The 17,078-nt window shown below is 63.2% G+C and carries 17 protein-coding genes and 1 riboswitch; of the genes, 13 read left to right on the forward strand and 4 right to left on the reverse strand.

Annotated elements, in window-relative coordinates; all coding sequences use genetic code 11:
- Positions 1-102 precede the first annotated feature (102 nt).
- Positions 103-1,230, forward strand: a complete 1,128-nt coding sequence (locus DY201_RS16770) for an S-(hydroxymethyl)glutathione dehydrogenase/class III alcohol dehydrogenase (protein ID WP_115732167.1) — start codon at positions 103-105, stop codon at positions 1,228-1,230.
- Positions 1,230-1,703 carry a GNAT family N-acetyltransferase gene (locus DY201_RS16775; protein ID WP_115732168.1) on the forward strand — a complete coding sequence of 158 codons (474 nt, stop codon included), beginning with the start codon at positions 1,230-1,232 and terminating at the stop codon, positions 1,701-1,703. Before DY201_RS16770 ends, DY201_RS16775 begins: the two co-directional genes overlap by 1 nt.
- A gap of 13 nt (positions 1,704-1,716) precedes the next feature.
- Here DY201_RS16775 and DY201_RS16780 read toward each other — a convergent pair whose 3' ends face one another.
- Positions 1,717-2,061 (reverse strand): cupin domain-containing protein, encoded by a 345-nt coding sequence (locus DY201_RS16780; RefSeq protein ID WP_115733837.1) that lies wholly within the window; start codon positions 2,059-2,061, stop codon positions 1,717-1,719.
- Between the two features lie 65 nt (positions 2,062-2,126).
- Here DY201_RS16780 and DY201_RS16785 point away from each other — a divergent pair, with 65 nt between their 5' ends.
- The 8 genes from DY201_RS16785 to gcvP all read left to right on the forward strand — a co-directional run bounded on the left by DY201_RS16785 (position 2,127) and on the right by gcvP (position 10,234).
- A complete protein-coding gene (locus DY201_RS16785) occupies positions 2,127-2,600 on the forward strand; it encodes a YaiI/YqxD family protein (protein ID WP_115732169.1) in 474 nt (157 codons plus the stop codon).
- Entirely contained in the window at positions 2,597-3,253 is a 657-nt protein-coding gene (locus DY201_RS16790; RefSeq protein WP_115732170.1) for a DUF1345 domain-containing protein, read from the forward strand. The genes DY201_RS16785 and DY201_RS16790 overlap by 4 nt, the downstream gene beginning before the upstream one ends.
- Positions 3,254-3,373: 120 nt before the next feature.
- Positions 3,374-4,249 carry a cytochrome b/b6 domain-containing protein gene (locus tag DY201_RS16795; protein WP_115732171.1) on the forward strand — a complete coding sequence of 292 codons (876 nt, stop codon included), beginning with the start codon at positions 3,374-3,376 and terminating at the stop codon, positions 4,247-4,249.
- A 1-nt stretch (position 4,250) separates the two neighbouring features.
- Positions 4,251-5,042, forward strand: a complete 792-nt coding sequence (locus DY201_RS16800) for a molybdopterin-binding protein (RefSeq protein WP_115732172.1) — start codon at positions 4,251-4,253, stop codon at positions 5,040-5,042.
- A 158-nt stretch (positions 5,043-5,200) separates the two neighbouring features.
- Complete coding sequence (locus DY201_RS16805) at positions 5,201-5,581, forward strand: helix-turn-helix domain-containing protein (RefSeq protein ID WP_115733838.1); 381 nt, start codon at positions 5,201-5,203, stop codon at positions 5,579-5,581.
- A gap of 119 nt (positions 5,582-5,700) precedes the next feature.
- Positions 5,701-5,787: riboswitch (glycine riboswitch) on the forward strand.
- A 147-nt stretch (positions 5,788-5,934) separates the two neighbouring features.
- A complete protein-coding gene (gene gcvT / locus DY201_RS16810) occupies positions 5,935-7,035 on the forward strand; it encodes a glycine cleavage system aminomethyltransferase GcvT (RefSeq protein WP_115732173.1) in 1,101 nt (366 codons plus the stop codon).
- A gap of 5 nt (positions 7,036-7,040) precedes the next feature.
- The gene (gene gcvH, locus DY201_RS16815; protein ID WP_115732174.1) at positions 7,041-7,409 is read left to right on the forward strand and encodes a glycine cleavage system protein GcvH; all 369 of its coding nucleotides are present in this window, start codon (positions 7,041-7,043) and stop codon (positions 7,407-7,409) included.
- Positions 7,410-7,423: 14 nt separating this feature from the next.
- Positions 7,424-10,234, forward strand: a complete 2,811-nt coding sequence (gene gcvP, locus DY201_RS16820; RefSeq protein WP_115732175.1) for an aminomethyl-transferring glycine dehydrogenase — start codon at positions 7,424-7,426, stop codon at positions 10,232-10,234.
- Between the two features lie 76 nt (positions 10,235-10,310).
- Here the strand turns inward: gcvP and DY201_RS16825 are convergent, their stop codons facing one another.
- Both DY201_RS16825 and DY201_RS16830 read right to left on the reverse strand, forming a co-directional pair.
- Positions 10,311-10,751 carry a hypothetical protein gene (locus tag DY201_RS16825; protein WP_131922366.1) on the reverse strand — a complete coding sequence of 147 codons (441 nt, stop codon included), beginning with the start codon at positions 10,749-10,751 and terminating at the stop codon, positions 10,311-10,313.
- A 196-nt stretch (positions 10,752-10,947) separates the two neighbouring features.
- A complete protein-coding gene (locus DY201_RS16830; RefSeq protein ID WP_115732177.1) occupies positions 10,948-12,123 on the reverse strand; it encodes a GGDEF domain-containing protein in 1,176 nt (391 codons plus the stop codon).
- A 258-nt stretch (positions 12,124-12,381) separates the two neighbouring features.
- Here DY201_RS16830 and parE point away from each other — a divergent pair, with 258 nt between their 5' ends.
- On the forward strand, positions 12,382-14,442 hold the full coding sequence (gene parE / locus DY201_RS16835; protein ID WP_115732178.1) for a DNA topoisomerase IV subunit B: 2,061 nt from the start codon (positions 12,382-12,384) through the stop codon (positions 14,440-14,442).
- Positions 14,443-14,472: 30 nt separating this feature from the next.
- Here parE and DY201_RS16840 read toward each other — a convergent pair whose 3' ends face one another.
- Positions 14,473-15,594 (reverse strand): DUF2336 domain-containing protein, encoded by a 1,122-nt coding sequence (locus DY201_RS16840; protein ID WP_115732179.1) that lies wholly within the window; start codon positions 15,592-15,594, stop codon positions 14,473-14,475.
- Between the two features lie 149 nt (positions 15,595-15,743).
- Here DY201_RS16840 and DY201_RS16845 point away from each other — a divergent pair, with 149 nt between their 5' ends.
- Both DY201_RS16845 and DY201_RS16850 read left to right on the forward strand, forming a co-directional pair.
- Positions 15,744-16,196 carry a MaoC family dehydratase gene (locus DY201_RS16845; RefSeq protein ID WP_115732180.1) on the forward strand — a complete coding sequence of 151 codons (453 nt, stop codon included), beginning with the start codon at positions 15,744-15,746 and terminating at the stop codon, positions 16,194-16,196.
- Positions 16,196-17,077, forward strand: a complete 882-nt coding sequence (locus DY201_RS16850; RefSeq protein ID WP_115732181.1) for an HpcH/HpaI aldolase/citrate lyase family protein — start codon at positions 16,196-16,198, stop codon at positions 17,075-17,077. The genes DY201_RS16845 and DY201_RS16850 overlap by 1 nt, the downstream gene beginning before the upstream one ends.
- Position 17,078: the final 1 nt, after the last annotated feature.

The raw sequence follows: 17,078 nt of genomic DNA on the forward strand, positions 1-17,078 counted from the left end.
GCTTTGCGACCGCCGTGCGTCGCCTTGGCGGTTGAATGCATTGGCAAAACCTGAAACCTTGCCGCCGACATTTGCCCCCTGTTTGCTTGAAGGAACATCGCCATGAAAACCCGCGCCGCCGTAGCTGTTGGAGCCGGAAAGCCACTCGAGATCATGGAGGTCGACCTCGAAGGGCCGCGCGAGGGCGAGGTGCTGGTCGAGATCAAGGCGACCGGCATCTGCCATACTGACGAGTTCACTTTGTCGGGTGCCGACCCCGAAGGCATCTTCCCGGCCATTCTGGGCCATGAGGGTGCCGGTGTCGTCGTCGACGTCGGCAAGGGTGTGACCTCGCTGAAGAAGGGCGACCACGTCATTCCGCTCTATACGCCGGAATGCCGCTCATGCCCGTCATGTTTGTCGCGGAAAACCAATCTGTGCACCGCGATCCGCGCGACGCAGGGCCAAGGCCTGATGCCTGATGGTTCGAGCCGCTTCTCGATCGGCAAGGACAAGATTTTCCATTACATGGGCTGCTCGACATTCTCGAACTTCACCGTGCTGCCCGAGATCGCGCTGGCCAAGGTCAACCCGGACGCCCCGTTCGACAAGATCTGCTACATCGGCTGCGGCGTGACGACCGGCATCGGTGCCGTGATCAACACCGCCAAAGTCGAGATCGGTTCGACGGCCATCGTCTTTGGCCTCGGCGGCATCGGCCTCAACGTGCTGCAGGGCCTGCGCCTTGCCGGTGCCGACATGATCATCGGTGTCGACATCAACAATGACCGCAAGGCCTGGGGCGAAAAGTTCGGCATGACGCATTTCGTCAATCCGAAGGAGGTCGAGGGCGACATCGTTCCCTATCTCGTCAACATGACCAAGCGTGGTGCCGACCAGATCGGTGGTGCCGACTACACCTTCGACTGCACCGGCAACGTCAAGGTGATGCGCCAGGCACTTGAAGCCAGCCATCGCGGCTGGGGCGAGTCGATCGTTATCGGTGTCGCCGGTGCCGGCCAGGAGATCGCGACCCGTCCGTTCCAGCTGGTCACCGGCCGGACCTGGAAGGGCACCGCCTTCGGCGGCGCGCGTGGCCGCACCGATGTGCCGAAGATCGTCGACTGGTACATGGAGGGCAAGATCCTGATCGACCCGATGATCACGCACACGCTCAAGCTCGAAGACATCAACAAGGGCTTCGACCTGATGCATGCGGGCGAAAGCATCCGCAGCGTGGTCGTCTACTGATGAGCGGGATCGCATATGAGGTCGACGTCAGGGGGCTCGACGACCTGTCCCCGCGCGACCTCTATGCGATGCTGAAGATGCGGCTCGACGTCTTTGTCGTCGAGCAGAAATGCGCCTTCCCCGAAATGGACGGCAAGGATCCTGAGGCGCTCCACCTCAGGCTGCTCGCCGGCAAAGAGTTGCTGGCAAGCACGCGCATCATAGCCCCGTCCGGCTATGACGATCCGGCCTATATTGGCCGGGTCGTGGTCTCGCCTGATCATCGCGGCAAGCGGCTCGGCGACAAGCTGATGGTGGAATCGATCGCCGCCTGTGAGCGGCTGTTCCCGGGCCGGCCGATTGCCTTGTCGGCGCAGAGCCATCTCGAACGATTCTACGCGTCGTTCGGCTTCGATACGGTGTCGGAGGAATACCTGGAAGACGACATCCCGCATATCGACATGCTCAGGCCAGTCTCACGCGTTAACGACTGACGGGTTCAAGGGTTCATTCCAGCCAGGTCGTGTCGAAGGCGCCGGCGACATGCAGGTCGGTCGTTTCCAGCCGTCCGGGCCCGAGATTGGCGAATTTGTGCGGCGTGTTCGCCGGCGCGACCAGGATTTGCCCCGCCTCCGCTTCGATCGTCTCGTCGCCAACGGTGAACAACGCCCGGCCGACACGGACGATGAAGACTTCCGGATAAGGATGCGTGTGAAGTTTCGGTCCGCCGCCGACCTTGTCACTACTGAAGAACACGACAGAAACGTCCGCCCCGTAGGCAGCGCCCTGGAATTCACCGTGCCAGACATCGGGCATTTCAGCCCATTGTTCGCGATTGATCAGATGTGCCATGGTCGGGCTCCGTTCGACGCACCAGACCATAGCCAAAGATATCCTTTCCCGGAACAGCGCCTGAAATGACCGAAAACGCCCCGATCATCTACGTCGATGCCGACGCCTGCCCGGTGAAGGACGAAGTGGTGAAGGTCGCCGAACGGCTGGATCTTGTCGTGACCTTCGTGTCCAACGGCGGCCTGCGCCCGTCGCGCGATCCGATGATCCGCAATGTCGTGGTGTCAAAGGGTGCCGATGCCGCCGACGACTGGATCGTCGATAACGCGCGCACCAACGACATCGTCATCACGGCAGACATTCCGCTTGCCGCGCGCACCGTAGCCCTCGGCGCCCATGTGCTCGGTCCGACAGGCAAGCCGTTCACGCCGGAGACAATCGGCATGGCGGTCGCCATGCGTGATCTCAAGCAGCACCTGCGCGAGACAGGTGAGAGCAAGGGCTACAACGCCACCTTCTCACCCCAAGATCGGTCGCGCTTTCTCGGTGCCCTGGACCAGATGGCGCGGCGCGCGGTGAAGTCGGTGCAGGCGACATGAAGCCTTTCGGCCGCCACTTCATCTTCCTGGCAAGCGTCGGTGTGGGGGTCGTTGCGCTCGCCGTGGCAAAGCTGTTCCAGCATCCGCTCAGCTACAGCATCGCCGCCAATGCGTTCTTCGCCACTTACATACTGCTTGTCCTGCGTGAAATGCCGAGGCTGACGGCGGACTTCCTCAGCCGGCGCGCCCAGCAGGCCGATGAGCCGATCTGGATCATCTTCCTGGTGACCATCGGCATCGTCGCGGTGGCTGTCGGCTCGCTGTTCGTCCTGATGAACGCCAAGCAGGTCCCGCACCCCTATTGGCTGGCGTTTTCGCTGCTGTCGCTGCCGCTCGGCTGGCTGACCATCCACGCCATGGCGGCCCTGCACTACGCCCGTCTCTACTGGAAAGGCGATAGCAAGGCCGATACCCCGTCGACACGCAGCCGCAAACCTGTCGGCGGCCTGATCTTTCCCGGCACCGAACGTCCCTGCGGCTGGGACTTCCTCTATTTCGCCGTGGTCATCGGCATGACGGCGCAGACAGCCGATACCAACATCTCATCGACGCACATGCGCCAGGCAGCGCTGGTCCATTCGGTCCTGTCGTTCTTCTTCAACACCATCATCGTCGCCGCCGCCGTCAACCTGGTAGTCTCGCTCGCAAGCTGAAGCGGTTCACGCGAATATCATCGCGGCAGCGAAACAATTCCAGGCACCCAAGCGTAATCCTCAGCGAAGGGGCGTAAAATGGCGTCCCGCGATGGCCGATGCCACGGGAGATCAGGCGAGATGGAAAGCCATGCACGCAAAGTGCAGCAGGCGGATGATGGGCCTGCGTCGATCACTAACGGCGCGCTTGTCTACCGGCAGACACGCTGGACGCGCCTTACCCACTGGATCTGGGCGCTGGCACTGTTTTTCCTCCTGCTGAGCGGCCTGCAGATCTTTAACGCCCACCCCGCGCTCTACATCGGCAAGCAGTCCGGCTTCGCTTTCAGCAACGACGTCCTTGTTATTGGCGCCGAAAATAGTGCAACGGGTCCAGTCGGTTACACGACACTCCTCGGGAACAGGTTCGACACGACGGGCGTGCTTGGCCTGTCGGGGCCGACCGCCAATCCAAGCGCGCGCGCCTTTCCGGCATGGGCAACGATTCCGTCCGGCCAGGATCTCGCCACCGGCCGCGTCGTACACTTCTTCTTCGCCTGGGTGCTCTCAGGAACGCTGCTCGTCTGGCTCATCGCCAGCCTGTTCAACGGCCATCTGCGACGCGACCTGGTACCCAGCGTCGAAGATCTGCGCCGGCTGCCCAAGGACATCGCCGACCACGCCAGGCTGAGGTTCCACCATAGCCGTGACTACAACACGCTGCAGAAGCTGGCTTATGGCGGCGTGCTGTTCGTGCTTCTGCCGCTGATGATCATCACCGGCCTCGCCATGTCGCCAAGCATAAATGCGGCCGCGCCCTTCCTCGCCGACCTGCTTGGAGGACGCCAGACCGCGCGCACCATCCATTTCGTCACCATGGTGCTGCTTGTCGGCTTCTTCGTCATCCACATGCTGATGATCCTCGCGGCTGGCCCGATAAACGAACTGCGCTCGATCGTCACCGGCTGGTATCGCACCGATCCGCCGCAAGGCGACCCTCGCGAAGGGAGCGCCTGAGATGCCCAAGTTCCAGCTCAACCGCCGGCGCTTCCTCACCACAGCTACGCTCGGTGCATCGACGCTCGCGCTCTCAGGTTGCGACGCCTTCGACTTTCTCGCCGATCGCGACAATGGCGTGCGCAATGTCCTCGAGGGCGCCAACGACCTGACCTACCGCGTCCAGCGGCTGCTCGCCGGCCGCGACTCGCTGGCCCAGGAATTCACCGAATCGGACATTCGCCAGCCGCAACGTCCCAACGGCATCACCGCGCCCGATGACGGTGTCTACAAGGCCCTTCAGGCGGGCGATTTCGCCGACTGGCGGCTGGAAGTGACAGGGCTGGTCGAAAAGCCGTTGTCGATATCGCGCCAGCAACTGATGAACATGCCGTCCCGCACCCAGATCACGCGCCATGATTGCGTCGAGGGCTGGAGCTGCATCGCCAAATGGACAGGCGTGCCGATGGCGCTGGTGCTCGACGCCGCCGTGGTCAAGGCCAATGCACGCTATGTGGTGTTCCACTGCCTCGACACGATCGAGCGCAGCTTGTCGGGCGAAGTCAAATATTACGGCTCGATCGACCTGGTCGACGCGCGACACCCGCAGACGATCCTCGCCTATGGCATGAACGGCATGCCGCTGCCGGTCGAAAACGGCGCACCGCTTAGGGTGCGTGTCGAACGACAGCTCGGCTACAAGATGCCGAAATACATCCACAAGATCGAACTGGTCGACGGCTTCGATGCGATGGGCCTCGGCAAGGGCGGCTATTGGGAAGACCGCGGCTACGACTGGTATGGCGGCATCTGACCGAAAGCCGTCAGCGCCATTTATGATCACATCTTTTCAGTAGCTTGGCCGAATTTCCGGATCTTGCGATTGCACATCTGGGCTCGCTGGCCGATGCTCGCCCCCCTGCCGCCAGACAGCTTGCGGCCCAATCCAACACACGACAGGAGGCCCTTCTGGTGTCCGACACCACGAATATCTATGAACAGTCGCCCGATCTCGACACCATTGGCGGACGCCTGTCACGGGCCCGCGAAGCGAGCGGCTTGAGCGCTTCCGAACTTGCCTGGCGCCTTGGGGTCAAGACCGCCACAATCAGCGCCTGGGAGCGCGACCGCTCCGAGCCCGGCGCACATCGCATAGCCAAGCTGGCAGGCCTACTCGCCACCAGCATTTCCTGGATCCTGCACGGCGTCGGTCCCGCTCCGCACGAAGACGACCTGTCCGCTGCGTCGGTCTCGCTGCAGATGGAACGACTGCGACGGTTGCACCGCCAGACCGGCAATCTGATTGGCCAGCTCGAGCGCGACCTCCGCAAGCTGCAAAGTGCCGGGACCTGAGGCGGACCACCCGGAAGTATTGGTTGGGACTATCCATCCGGTGAATAAGCACTGCGCGGACAGGTGACAAAGTGTCGTCGGTGGGATATTGACGACTCGTCTGGGGCCTTTGCGGGCTCCACCTGTTTGCGGGAGAGAGCAGCGAAAGCTGACGCCGAAGGGGAAATCGCCCGAAATCTCTCAGGCAAAAGAACCGTAAACAGGAAGGACACTCTGGAAAGTCGGGACCTGGTCCCGCGCCGAAGGTGTAAGCGCTGCCGACAGAGTTCCGGAGCGCGAGTCTCTCAGGCTTCAGACAGAGGGGCACGGAATGGCCGCCACAGCGGCTGGACACGTGCGACTCTGGAGAAGACATGACGGGCGACCATACAAATCGACTACCCCTTGCAGATCTGCATACCGCTGCTGGCGCGCGCTTTGGCGCATTCGCCGGGTGGAACATGCCGCTGACCTATCCCGCCGGCGTGATGAAGGAGCACCTTCACACCCGCGAGCATGTCGGCCTGTTCGACATCTCCCATATGAAGCTGTTCCTGGTCACGGGATCGGGGGCCGCCGACCTCATCAACCGTGCCTGCCCGCTCGATGCGCGCGCGCTCGATATCAGGCAGTCGAAGTACACCTTCTTCCTGACCGAGACCGCCGGCATCATCGACGACCTGATCATCACCCGCCTCGGCGATGAGCGCTTCATGGTGGTGGCCAACGCCGGCAACGCCGTAACCGACGAGGCGCATCTGCGCGCGCTCGCCACGGATTTCGACGCGACCATCGAGCCGCTCGACCGCGTTTTCATCGCGATCCAGGGTCCGGAAGCAGCCGCAGTGCTTGGCAAGGCCGGTATCGCCACCGATGAACTGCTCTTCATGCAGGGCTTCGAACCTCGCGCAAACTGGTTCATGAGCCGCTCGGGCTACACCGGAGAGGACGGTTTCGAGATCGGCCTGCCGGAGGCCGACGCACGCGAACTGCTGGGCAAGATTCTGGCAGACGAGCGCGCCATGTGGATCGGCCTTGCCGCCCGCGACAGCCTGCGCCTCGAAGCCGGGCTCTGCCTGCATGGCAACGACATCACCCCCGACAACGACCCTGCAAGTGCCGGCCTGATGTGGGCGATCCCCAAGGACCTGCGCGCAGACGGCGGCTTTATCGGCCGCGCGGCACTTGCCGCGATCCTCGCCGACGGTGCTGTTGAAAAGCGCGTCGGCCTGAAGCCTGAAGGCCGCCAGCCGGTGCGCGCCGGCGCTGAGTTGTTCGATGCCGACGGCAAGCTGATCGGCCGCGTCACCTCGGGCGGCTTTGGCCCGTCGGCCGGCTTCCCGGTCGCCATGGGCTATGTCTCCGCGTCGCTGGCCAAGGCCGGCACCCGTGTCTTCGCCGACGTCCGCGGTACCAAGGTCCCCGTCGACGTCCATTCTCTTCCCTTCACGCAGCATCGCTACCGCAAAGGATAATTTCCATGACCAAGACCTATTTCACCGAAGACCACGAGTGGATCCGCGTTGAAGGCGACATCGCTACCGTCGGCATTACCGACTACGCCCAGGAACAGCTTGGCGACCTGGTCTTCGTCGACCTGCCGGAAGCCGGCCGCAAGCTCGCCAAGGGCGACGTCGCCGTGGTCGTCGAGTCGGTCAAGGCCGCCTCGGACGTCTATGCGCCGATCGACGGCGACATCACCGAAGCCAATGCAACGCTCTCATCCGACCCGGCGCTCGTCAATTCGGCTGCCACCGGCGACGGCTGGCTTTGGAAGATGAAGATCGCCAATGCGGGCCAGCTCGACGGCCTTATGGATGAAGCGGGCTACAAAGCCCATATCGGTTGACAGGATCGCCTGAGATGACCACCGCACCCTATCCCTTTTCGGCCCGCCACATCGGGCCTGGCCCAAAACAAACCCGCGCCATGCTCACGGCCATCGGCGTACCCTCCGTGGAAACGCTGATTTCGCAGGCCGTGCCGAAGTCGATCCGGCTCGACCGCCCGCTCAACCTGCCGGCGCCGGCGAGCGAACATGAAGCGCTTGCCGAGCTCGGCGAGAAGATGGGCCGCAACAAGGTGCTGAAGAGCTTCATTGGTGCCGGCTATCACGGCGTCAACGTGCCTCCGGTCATCCAGCGCAACCTGTTCGAGAACCCGGCCTGGTACACCGCTTACACGCCTTACCAGGCCGAAATCAGCCAGGGCCGCCTGGAGCTCCTGTTCCACTTCCAGACGCTGGTCGCCGAACTGACCGGCCTGCCGGTCGCCTCCGCCTCGCTGCTCGACGAAGCAACCGCCGTTGCCGAAGCTGTCGGCATCGCGCTGCGCCATCACCGCGACAAGCGCAGCCGCGTCGCCATTGCCGGTGCCGCACATCCGCAGGTCCTCGACGTCGTTCGTACCCGCGCCGAGCCGCTTGGCACCGAGATCGACGGCGAGACCATCGACGACAACACGGCAGCGCTGATCGTTTCCTGGCCCGACACCAACGGCGTCTATGGCGACCACACCGCGGCGATCGAGAAGGCCAAGGCCGTCGGCGCCATCGTCATCTTCGTCTCGGATCCGCTCAGCCTGACCGTCACCGATACGCCTGCGAGCCTTGGCGCCGACATCGCCGCAGGGTCGATGCAGCGCTTTGGCGTGCCGATGGGCTTTGGCGGTCCGCACGCAGCTTACTGCGCCGTCTCCGACAAGCTGACCCGCTTGATGCCGGGCCGCCTCGTCGGCCAGTCGGTCGACAGCAAGGGTCGCCCCGGCTACCGCCTCGCACTGCAGACCCGCGAGCAGCATATCCGCCGTGACAAGGCGACGTCGAACATCTGCACCGCACAGGCCCTGCTCGCTAACATGGCGGCATCCTATGCCATCTGGCACGGCTCGGTCGGCCTGCAGGCGATCGCCGAGCGGGTCCACGCGCTGGCCAGCCGTCTTGCCGAGAGCCTGAAGGCCGCCGGCCTGTCAGTGCTTGGCGACAAGCGCTTCGACACCGTCACCATCGCAGCCAAGGGCAAGGCAGAGACCTTTGCCGCCGAGGCCGAGAAAACCGGACGCCTGCTGCGTGTCATCGACGCCGACCATGTCTCGGTCGCCTTCGACGAGACCTCGACCGCTGCAGATCTCGAAGCAATCGCTGCCCTGTTTGGCGCAAAGGTCGTACCCGAAGCCAAGCGCTCACTTCCGGGCAATCCGCGCGGCAAGGATTTCCTGACGCAGCCGGTGTTCCACCAGAACCGCTCGGAAACCGACATGATGCGTTTCCTGCGCAGGCTGGCTGACAAGGACCTGGCGCTCGACCGCGCGATGATCCCGCTCGGCTCCTGCACCATGAAGCTCAATGCAGCTGCCGAGATGATGCCGGTCAGTTGGCCGTCGGTCGCCAACCTGCATCCGTTCGCGCCGACCAGCCATTCGCTCGGCTATCGCGCGATGACCGACGACCTCGAGGCATGGCTGTGCGAGATCACCGGCTTCGACGCGGTCAGCCTGCAGCCGAATGCCGGCAGCCAGGGTGAATATGCGGGCTTGCTCGCCATACGCCGCTATCACCATTCGCGTGGCGAGACGCAGCGCAACATCTGCCTCATCCCGTCCTCGGCGCATGGCACCAACCCGGCCAGTGCGGCGATGGCCGGCATGGACGTGGTAGTCGTGCACTGCCTCGAAGACGGCGACATCGACGTCACCGATCTCAAGGTGAAGGCCGAGCAGCACGCCGACAAGCTCGCGGCGCTGATGTTCACCTACCCGTCGACGCATGGCGTGTTCGAGGAAGGCGCACGCGACATCTGCGAGATCGTGCATGCCCATGGTGGCCAGGTCTATTTCGACGGTGCCAACCTGAACGCTATGGTCGCGCTTTCGCGGCCGGCTGACATCGGTGCCGACGTTTGCCACATGAACCTGCACAAGACCTTCTGCATTCCGCATGGCGGCGGCGGCCCCGGCATCGGCCCGATCGGCGTCAAGTCGCACCTCGCGCCATTCCTGCCCGGCCACGTCGAAATCGGCAGCGCGCATGCTGTCTCTGCGGCCCCCTTCGGCAGCGCCTCGATCCTGCCGATCACCTGGATGTACATCCGGATGATGGGCGCTTCGGGCCTCAAGCAGGCGACGGAAACGGCGATCCTCAATGCAAACTACATCGTCAGCAAACTCGAGGCGCACTATCCCGTGCTGTTCAAGGGCAAGAACGGCCGTGTGGCGCATGAGTGCATCCTCGACACCCGCGTGCTCAAGGAGCGTGCCGGCATATCGGTCGAGGACATCGCCAAGCGCCTGATCGACTACGGCTTCCATGCACCGACCATGTCGTGGCCGGTGGCCGGGACGCTGATGGTCGAGCCGACCGAGTCCGAGCCGAAGCACGAGATCGACCGTTTCTGCGAAGCGATGATCGCCATCGCCAACGAAGCGGCAAAGGTCGAAAAGGGCGAGTGGCCGAAGGACGACAATCCGCTGGTCAATGCGCCGCACACGGCGACCGAGACGCTGGCCGGCGAGTGGAAGCATCCCTACTCCCGTCTGGAAGCGGCCTATCCCGGCGGCGATCCCGACACTGTCGCCAAGTACTGGCCGCCGGTGTCGCGCATCGACAACGTCGCGGGCGACCGCAACCTGGTCTGCGCCTGCCCGCCGCTGAGCGAGTACCTCGGCGCCGCCGAGTAAACTGACCGGCGAACACCTTCCTCGGCGGCGCACCTCACGGGCGCCGCCGATAGCATTTAGTTTGTGCGACTGTGCCCTACGCTTCTCTCGGAGACGGCCTTATTCCTAGGCCAGCGATCAGGCAAAAGACCAATGCGGTCAAACCGCCTATCACCGCGAAAATCGCGGAGAACACAACACTTACCGACAGCACGGGCACATGGTCTGCTGGGTCAACGACCCAGGGAAAAATGACGCCGGCAGCCGCTCCCGCAACCAGCGCCCAAGCGATGCAGTTCAGCCCCGTCAGTTTTTGTCTGAAGTAAAGAACAGCAACGATCGGCATACCGATGCCAATGCTTGTGGGGTAGTTCATCACCATCAGCACCAGAATGCTGAGCAGATGCTTTTCCATGTGTCCGGGGCCGGAATAGGGATAGCCCGAGCCGAGAAGCATGCAGACGCCGTAAAGAACTGGTGCAGCTGCTGGTGCCAGCATAATTGCCAGCCAGATTCGCCGTTTTAGTACCACGTGCAAGCTGGCCCTCAAATTACATCGTACAGATACACAAAGACAACTCTACCGGCTCGACAAGCAACAATTGAAAACCAATAAAAATTCCTATGCCATTGTGCGCAATAAATAAAAACCCATCACCACTAATCTTACTGGAAGATACAATATATACTCGCATCTGCAAGATCGTAAAGCGGTCGAAGCGTCGCCAACTCGGTCAGGCGAACAGCAGCTCAGGCTCGCGGTAGGCCCCGTTGTCGGCGGTCTCGGCTGTGGCGACGCGGTTGCGGCCTGCACGCTTGGCCACATAGAGAGCCGCGTCGGCGCCGAGCAGCAGTTGCTCCAGGCTTCTGGCCTCGTCGTCTCCGAAACAGACACCGACGCTGACGGTGCTCCTCAGCGGGCCAAGCTTGGTGCCGACGACCTCGGCGCCAAAGGACGCGCCGATCTTGCGCAGTGTCTCGTAGACCTCCAGCGCACTCATTCCCGACATGACGATGGCGAACTCCTCGCCGCCGAGGCGAAAGCCCTCGACGCCGTGCCGGGACTGGCGCCGCACGACATCTGCAAAGCGCTGCAGCACCCGGTCGCCCACGGCATGGCCGAAGACGTCGTTGGTGCGCTTGAAATGGTCGAGGTCGACCATGGCCAGTGCCATGCCAGGGCTGAAGCGGGTGCCATCGTGGAGGGAACTGAGCGCGCGCCGGTTCATCAGCCCCGTCAGCGGGTCGGTAAGCGTTTCCTCGGTCAGCCTGCTTTGCGTTCTCAAATGGTGGAACGAGATGGTGAGCGCGCCAAGCGCCGTCATGCAGGCAACAACGACCACCGTGTTGACGTCCTCGGCCCAGTTCCTGGGTACCGTGCCGAGCACCCACTGCTTCTGCTGCACGATGACGAAGGCACACAGGGCAAAGGAAATTGCGCTGCTGCCGGTGAGCAGCGAGACCGGGGCCAGCACGCGGCGGTCGACCTCCGTGCTTGTCCAGAACGCGGTCGCGGTCATGACGAGGATGGCTGTTACTGCCGAATAGGCGATGACGAAGCCGACGCCGTCGAACCCGGCGGCGGTGACCACGACTGTCAGGGCGATGATCGCGATAATTGGCAGGGCTGCCGGTTTCGACCAGCCACGCTCGATATACTGGTCGGCGGAGGTAAAGACGACGAAGAAGCCGGCGACGAGCAGCGCCAGCATGCCCTGCCCAAGCCATGGCGAGGCATATTGGCCGTAGAGCCAAAAGGCGATGACATGGCTGACGAGAAGTAGTATCCCCACCGCCATCGTGAGCACGAAACGGGACTGACGCGCCGTCAGCCAGATCGCGACGAGCGTTCCGCTCAGACACGCACCCGACAGGGCCGTGGCGAGCAACAAGGAACCGAAGTCAAGCACGGGGGCGCGGCCTTCCTGATGTCCGAATGTTCGGGCAGCAGATATTGGACATTCCGGGTTAGCCGCAACCTTACATAGCCGCCGCCATCGCCGCCTGAGCGCTGCGACTTCGGATAGCGTTTACGAATGGTTGCGCCAACCCTGCCAATTCGGGCATATCGAACTGGCAGTGTACGAACAGATCAGGAACTGTTGCCGGACCGGCAAAACTGGCAAACTCGACAAAGTGATTCGCAGCGCGGAAAAACCGTATTGAGCATGGACGACAACAGCGACCTTTTCGGCAATCTCGGCAGTCAGCCTGCGCGCCCCGTTTCACGCCCTGTCGACCCGCTGGTCGCGGCGGCCGCGGCAGCGAAGCGGCCTGCTCCGACAAAGGACGCCAGCGACAGTTATAATGCGTCCGACATCGAGGTTCTCGAAGGCCTGGAGCCCGTCCGCCGTCGTCCAGGTATGTATATCGGCGGCACCGACGAAAAGGCGCTGCACCATCTCTTCGCCGAAGTCATCGACAACTCGATGGATGAGGCGGTGGCCGGCCATGCGACTTTTATCGAGGTCGAGCTCGACGCCGAGGGTTTTCTCACTGTCACCGACAACGGCCGCGGCATTCCGATCGATCCGCACCCCAAGTTCAAGAACAAGTCGGCGCTCGAGGTCATCATGACCACGCTGCATGCCGGCGGCAAGTTCGACTCCAAGGTCTACGAGACCTCGGGCGGTCTGCACGGTGTCGGTGTCTCCGTCGTCAACGCGCTCTCCGACCAGCTCGAAGTCGAGGTCGCGCGCAATCGCAAACTGTTCCGTCAGCGTTTTTCACGCGGCGTCCCGCAGGGCGGACTGGAAAGCCTCGGCGACGTCCAAAACAGGCGCGGCACCAAAGTGCGGTTCCATCCCGACCCCGACATCTTCGGCAAGGGCGCGCATTTCCTGCCGGCCCGCATCTACAAGATGGCGCGCTCCAAGGCCTATCTGTTCGGCGGCGTCGAAATCCGGTGGAGCTGCGATCCGGCACTCATCAAGGAAAAGGGTGAAACGCCTGCAAAGGCCGTGTTCCATTTCCCTGGCGGTCTCGGCGACTATCTCAAGGCCTCTCTCGGCAACGAGATGCAGGTCACCCGCGAAATCTTCTCGGGCAAAAGCGAGAAGCAGAGCGGCCACGGATCGGTCGAATGGGCTGTCACCTGGTTCGGCGGCGACGGCTTCATCAATTCCTATTGCAACACCATCCCGACCGGTGACGGCGGCACCCATGAGATGGGTTTCCGCAATATTCTGACCCGCGGCCTGCGCGCCTATGCCGATCTCGTCGGCAACAAGCGCGCCTCGATCGTCACCAGCGAAGACGTGATGATCTCCGCTGCCGGCATGCTGTCGGTGTTCATCCGCGAGCCGGAGTTCGTCGGCCAGACCAAGGACAAGCTGGCGACCGTCGAGGCGATGCGCATCGTCGAAACGGCGATCCGCGATCCGTTTGATCACTGGCTCGCCGACAATCCACAGGAAGCTTCCAAGCTGCTCGACTGGGTAATCGCCCGCGCCGACGAGCGTGTGCGCCGCCGCCAGGAAAAGGAAGTGTCGCGCAAGAGCGCGGTGCGCAAGCTGCGCCTTCCCGGCAAGCTGGCCGACTGCACGCAGAATGCGGCAGCAGGTGCCGAACTGTTCATCGTCGAGGGCGACTCGGCAGGTGGCTCGGCCAAGCAGGCACGCGACCGCTCGATGCAGGCGATCCTGCCGCTGCGCGGCAAGATTCTCAACGTTGCCAGCGCCGGCAACGACAAGCTGGCGTCCAACCAGCTGATCGGCGACCTGATCCAGGCGCTCGGCTGCGGTACGCGCTCGAAATACCGTGAGGAAGACCTTCGCTACGACCGCGTCATCATCATGACCGACGCCGACGTCGACGGTGCCCACATCGCCTCTCTGCTGATCACCTTCTTCTACCAGGAGATGCCGGCGCTCGTTAGAGGCGGCCACCTCTATATGGCGGTGCCGCCGCTTTATTCGATCCGGCAAGGCGGCAAGGTGGCTTACGCCCGCGACGACGCCCACAAGGACGAGTTGCTGAAGAGCGAATTCACCGGGCGCGGCAAGATCGAGATCGGCCGCTTCAAGGGCCTTGGCGAGATGATGGCCGCGCAGCTCAAGGAAACCACGATGGACCCGAAGAAGCGCACGCTGCTGCGTGTCGAGGTCAATGAGAGCGAAGATGACACCAAGAGTGCCGTCGACGCGCTGATGGGCACCAAGCCGGAGCTGCGCTTCCGCTTCATCCAGGAACGCGCCGAATTCGCCACTGCGGACGCGCTCGACATCTGATCCGAATTCTTGATCGAGACCGGCCCCCCCTCAGGCTGCCGCTATCGCCAGAGCATGGCCGCGGGCGTTTTCACGCAGGGCTTCGAGGTGGATCGACTTCACCAGCCCAGCCATCTCGCCTTCGGCTGCCTGGCCGCCCAGTTCCTTGAGCATCAGCCAGCTGACTTCCTGGGCGCCGGCAACACGGCGGCCATTGGCAACCTCCCGCCAGATCTTCAGCGCCCGCAGGATGATCGCGTGCGTCGCATCGGCAAGGCCGGCGGAGCGGAACAGGGCGGTCAGCGCGACATCCTGGCCGGCAGACAGCAGCGCCCTCACCCGTGGCTCATCGCGACCGGTCAAGACGACCAGCGCCGCGCCGAAGAAATCGACCTTGCCGTGGGCAAGAATGCGGATGATGAAGCTCGCGGTCAGGTCACCGCGCAGCCTGAGGTGCTCTACCAGCGCCAAATGTTCGTTGGCTCGGGTACCTTCGATCAGCGTCAGCGAAGACTTGACGCAGGCGTCGCGCGTCACCTTTTCGGCGCGTGCGGCCCCCATCAATGCCATGACAAAGGGCGAGGCCTTCAAGGCTTCGCCGAGCTTGACCAGCAGCAGGTGCCGGCAATCGGACGGCAGGCGCGGATCGGCGACCAGAGCTTCGCGCACGCGGGGATCGTGACCAAAGCGCTCGGCCATGCGGCGGAAGCTCAACGAGGCGATGTCGGCGCCATAGTTGTGCAGGAGGACGACGCAGGCTTCCGCCTCGCCGACTTCGGCGATCGCGGCCGAAAGCGACATCGACACGACCGACCGGTCGGCAACGAGTTTCTGGATGGCGCTTGAGCCCGACGCGACGCGGTCGATGAGATCGGCGTCGGTCAGCAAGGGCGAACGCGCAAGAACCACGCCCGCGACGTCCGGCTGGTCGGCGGCCAAGGCTGCGATGATCTGGAGCGGTGCGTGGATGCTCATCGAAAGCGCCTCGGCCAACGCCTGGCGCACCTTCGACGATGGATCATCGAGCAGCAGCGTAAGTGCCGCTTCGGCGGCACAACGATCTTCGAACGGCATCTCGCGATTGACATAGGCGCTCGCCAGGGCCCTAGCCGCGGCTGCCCGTTCACCCACCTTGGCTGTGTCTATCCATTTCAGAAAATGCGAAACGACCATCCGCTCTTCTTCGCCCCTGGCCACAAGCGCCCAAACCCAGTGACGACCCTAGGAAGAAAAGGTTTACGAACGGTTCACCATGTTCGTTAACCCGCTTGCCGGGCAGCGAGGCAGCGCCTATCAAATCCGCACAACAGGAGGAGTTGCCGATGGCTGGACTGTATCTCGAAGAATTCGTCGTCGGCCAGGTGATCCGGCATCAGCTTACCAAGACCGTTACCGAGAGCGACAACATGTTCTTCTCGACGATGACGCTCAACCCGCAGCCGCTGCATATCGACTTCGATTTCGCCGCCCGGAGCGAATGGGGCAAGCCGCTGGTCAACTCGCTGTTCACGCTCGGCCTGATGATCGGCATTTCCGTGCACGACACCACGCTCGGCACCACCATCGGCAATCTCGGCATGACCGAGACCACCTTCCCGCACCCGGTCTTTCACGGCGACACGATCCGCGTCGAGACGGAGGTGCTTTCGGTGCGCGAATCGAAATCGAAAACCGATCGCGGGATCGTCGAATTCCTGCATCGCGCCTATAATCAGGACGGCGCGCTCGTTGCCAAATGCCAGCGCCAGGCGATGATGAAGAAGAAGGCGGCCTGATGCGCTCGCTGCTGTTCGTTCCTGGCGATTCCGAAAAAAAGCTCGAACGCGGTTTTTCGTCCGGCGCCGACGTCGTCATCGTCGATCTCGAGGATTCGGTCTCACCTGACAACAAGGCGCATGCGCGCGGCGTCGCCGCCAACTTCATCGCCAGCAAGCGCAACGAGACCCAAGCGTCGATCTACGTTCGCGTCAACGACCTCACGACCGGGCTCACCGATGACGACCTCAGGGCGATCGTGCCGATCGCACCCGACGGCATCATGCTGCCGAAATCGAATTCAGGCGCCGACGTCCAGCATCTCTCCACCAAACTTCGTGTGCACGAGGCGGAAAACGGCCTGCCGGACGGTGCCATCAGAATCATCCCGATCATCACGGAAACAGCAAGCGGCGTGCTGGCGACCGCAAGCTACGTCGGAGCGAGCGCCCGGGTCGCCGGACTGACCTGGGGCGCGGAGGACCTTTCGGCGGCCATCGGCGCGCGCGCAGCGCGTGACAGCGACGGCCGCTACACCGACGTGTTCCGACTGGCGCGGGCCATGACCGTGCTGGGTGCGGCAGCGGCCGACGTTGCCGCCATTGATACCGTCTTCGTCAATTTCAGGGATGGCGAAGGCCTGCGCGCCGAGTGCCTCGACGCCGAACGTGACGGCTTCACCGCCAAGATGGCGATCCACCCCGACCAGGTCGCGGTCATCAACGAGGCGTTCACGCCGACCGCCGAGGCGGTGACCCGTGCAGCTTCCGTCGTCAGCGCTTTCGAGGAGGCAGGCAATCCGGGCGTGGTCGGCATCAACGGCAAGATGTACGACAGGCCGCATCTGAGGCTCGCCCAGCGCCTGCTGGCCCGGGCGCGCGCCGCCGGTGTCATTGGCTGAG

The sequence above is a fragment of the Aminobacter aminovorans genome, from assembly GCF_900445235.1.
Lineage (GTDB): Bacteria > Pseudomonadota > Alphaproteobacteria > Rhizobiales > Rhizobiaceae > Aminobacter > Aminobacter aminovorans.

Coding starts and splice junctions, on each gene's coding strand:
- DY201_RS16840 (WP_115732179.1), bottom strand. CDS start 15,594: ATGGTCGTTTCGCATTTTCTGAAATGGATAGACACAGCCAAGGTGGGT.
- DY201_RS16800 (WP_115732172.1), top strand. CDS start 4,251: ATGCCCAAGTTCCAGCTCAACCGCCGGCGCTTCCTCACCACAGCTACG.
- DY201_RS16780 (WP_115733837.1), bottom strand. CDS start 2,061: ATGGCACATCTGATCAATCGCGAACAATGGGCTGAAATGCCCGATGTC.
- parE (WP_115732178.1), top strand. CDS start 12,382: ATGGACGACAACAGCGACCTTTTCGGCAATCTCGGCAGTCAGCCTGCG.
- DY201_RS16845 (WP_115732180.1), top strand. CDS start 15,744: ATGGCTGGACTGTATCTCGAAGAATTCGTCGTCGGCCAGGTGATCCGG.
- DY201_RS16850 (WP_115732181.1), top strand. CDS start 16,196: ATGCGCTCGCTGCTGTTCGTTCCTGGCGATTCCGAAAAAAAGCTCGAA.
- DY201_RS16795 (WP_115732171.1), top strand. CDS start 3,374: ATGGAAAGCCATGCACGCAAAGTGCAGCAGGCGGATGATGGGCCTGCG.
- DY201_RS16770 (WP_115732167.1), top strand. CDS start 103: ATGAAAACCCGCGCCGCCGTAGCTGTTGGAGCCGGAAAGCCACTCGAG.
- DY201_RS16775 (WP_115732168.1), top strand. CDS start 1,230: ATGAGCGGGATCGCATATGAGGTCGACGTCAGGGGGCTCGACGACCTG.
- DY201_RS16790 (WP_115732170.1), top strand. CDS start 2,597: ATGAAGCCTTTCGGCCGCCACTTCATCTTCCTGGCAAGCGTCGGTGTG.
- gcvP (WP_115732175.1), top strand. CDS start 7,424: ATGACCACCGCACCCTATCCCTTTTCGGCCCGCCACATCGGGCCTGGC.
- DY201_RS16785 (WP_115732169.1), top strand. CDS start 2,127: ATGACCGAAAACGCCCCGATCATCTACGTCGATGCCGACGCCTGCCCG.
- gcvT (WP_115732173.1), top strand. CDS start 5,935: ATGACGGGCGACCATACAAATCGACTACCCCTTGCAGATCTGCATACC.
- gcvH (WP_115732174.1), top strand. CDS start 7,041: ATGACCAAGACCTATTTCACCGAAGACCACGAGTGGATCCGCGTTGAA.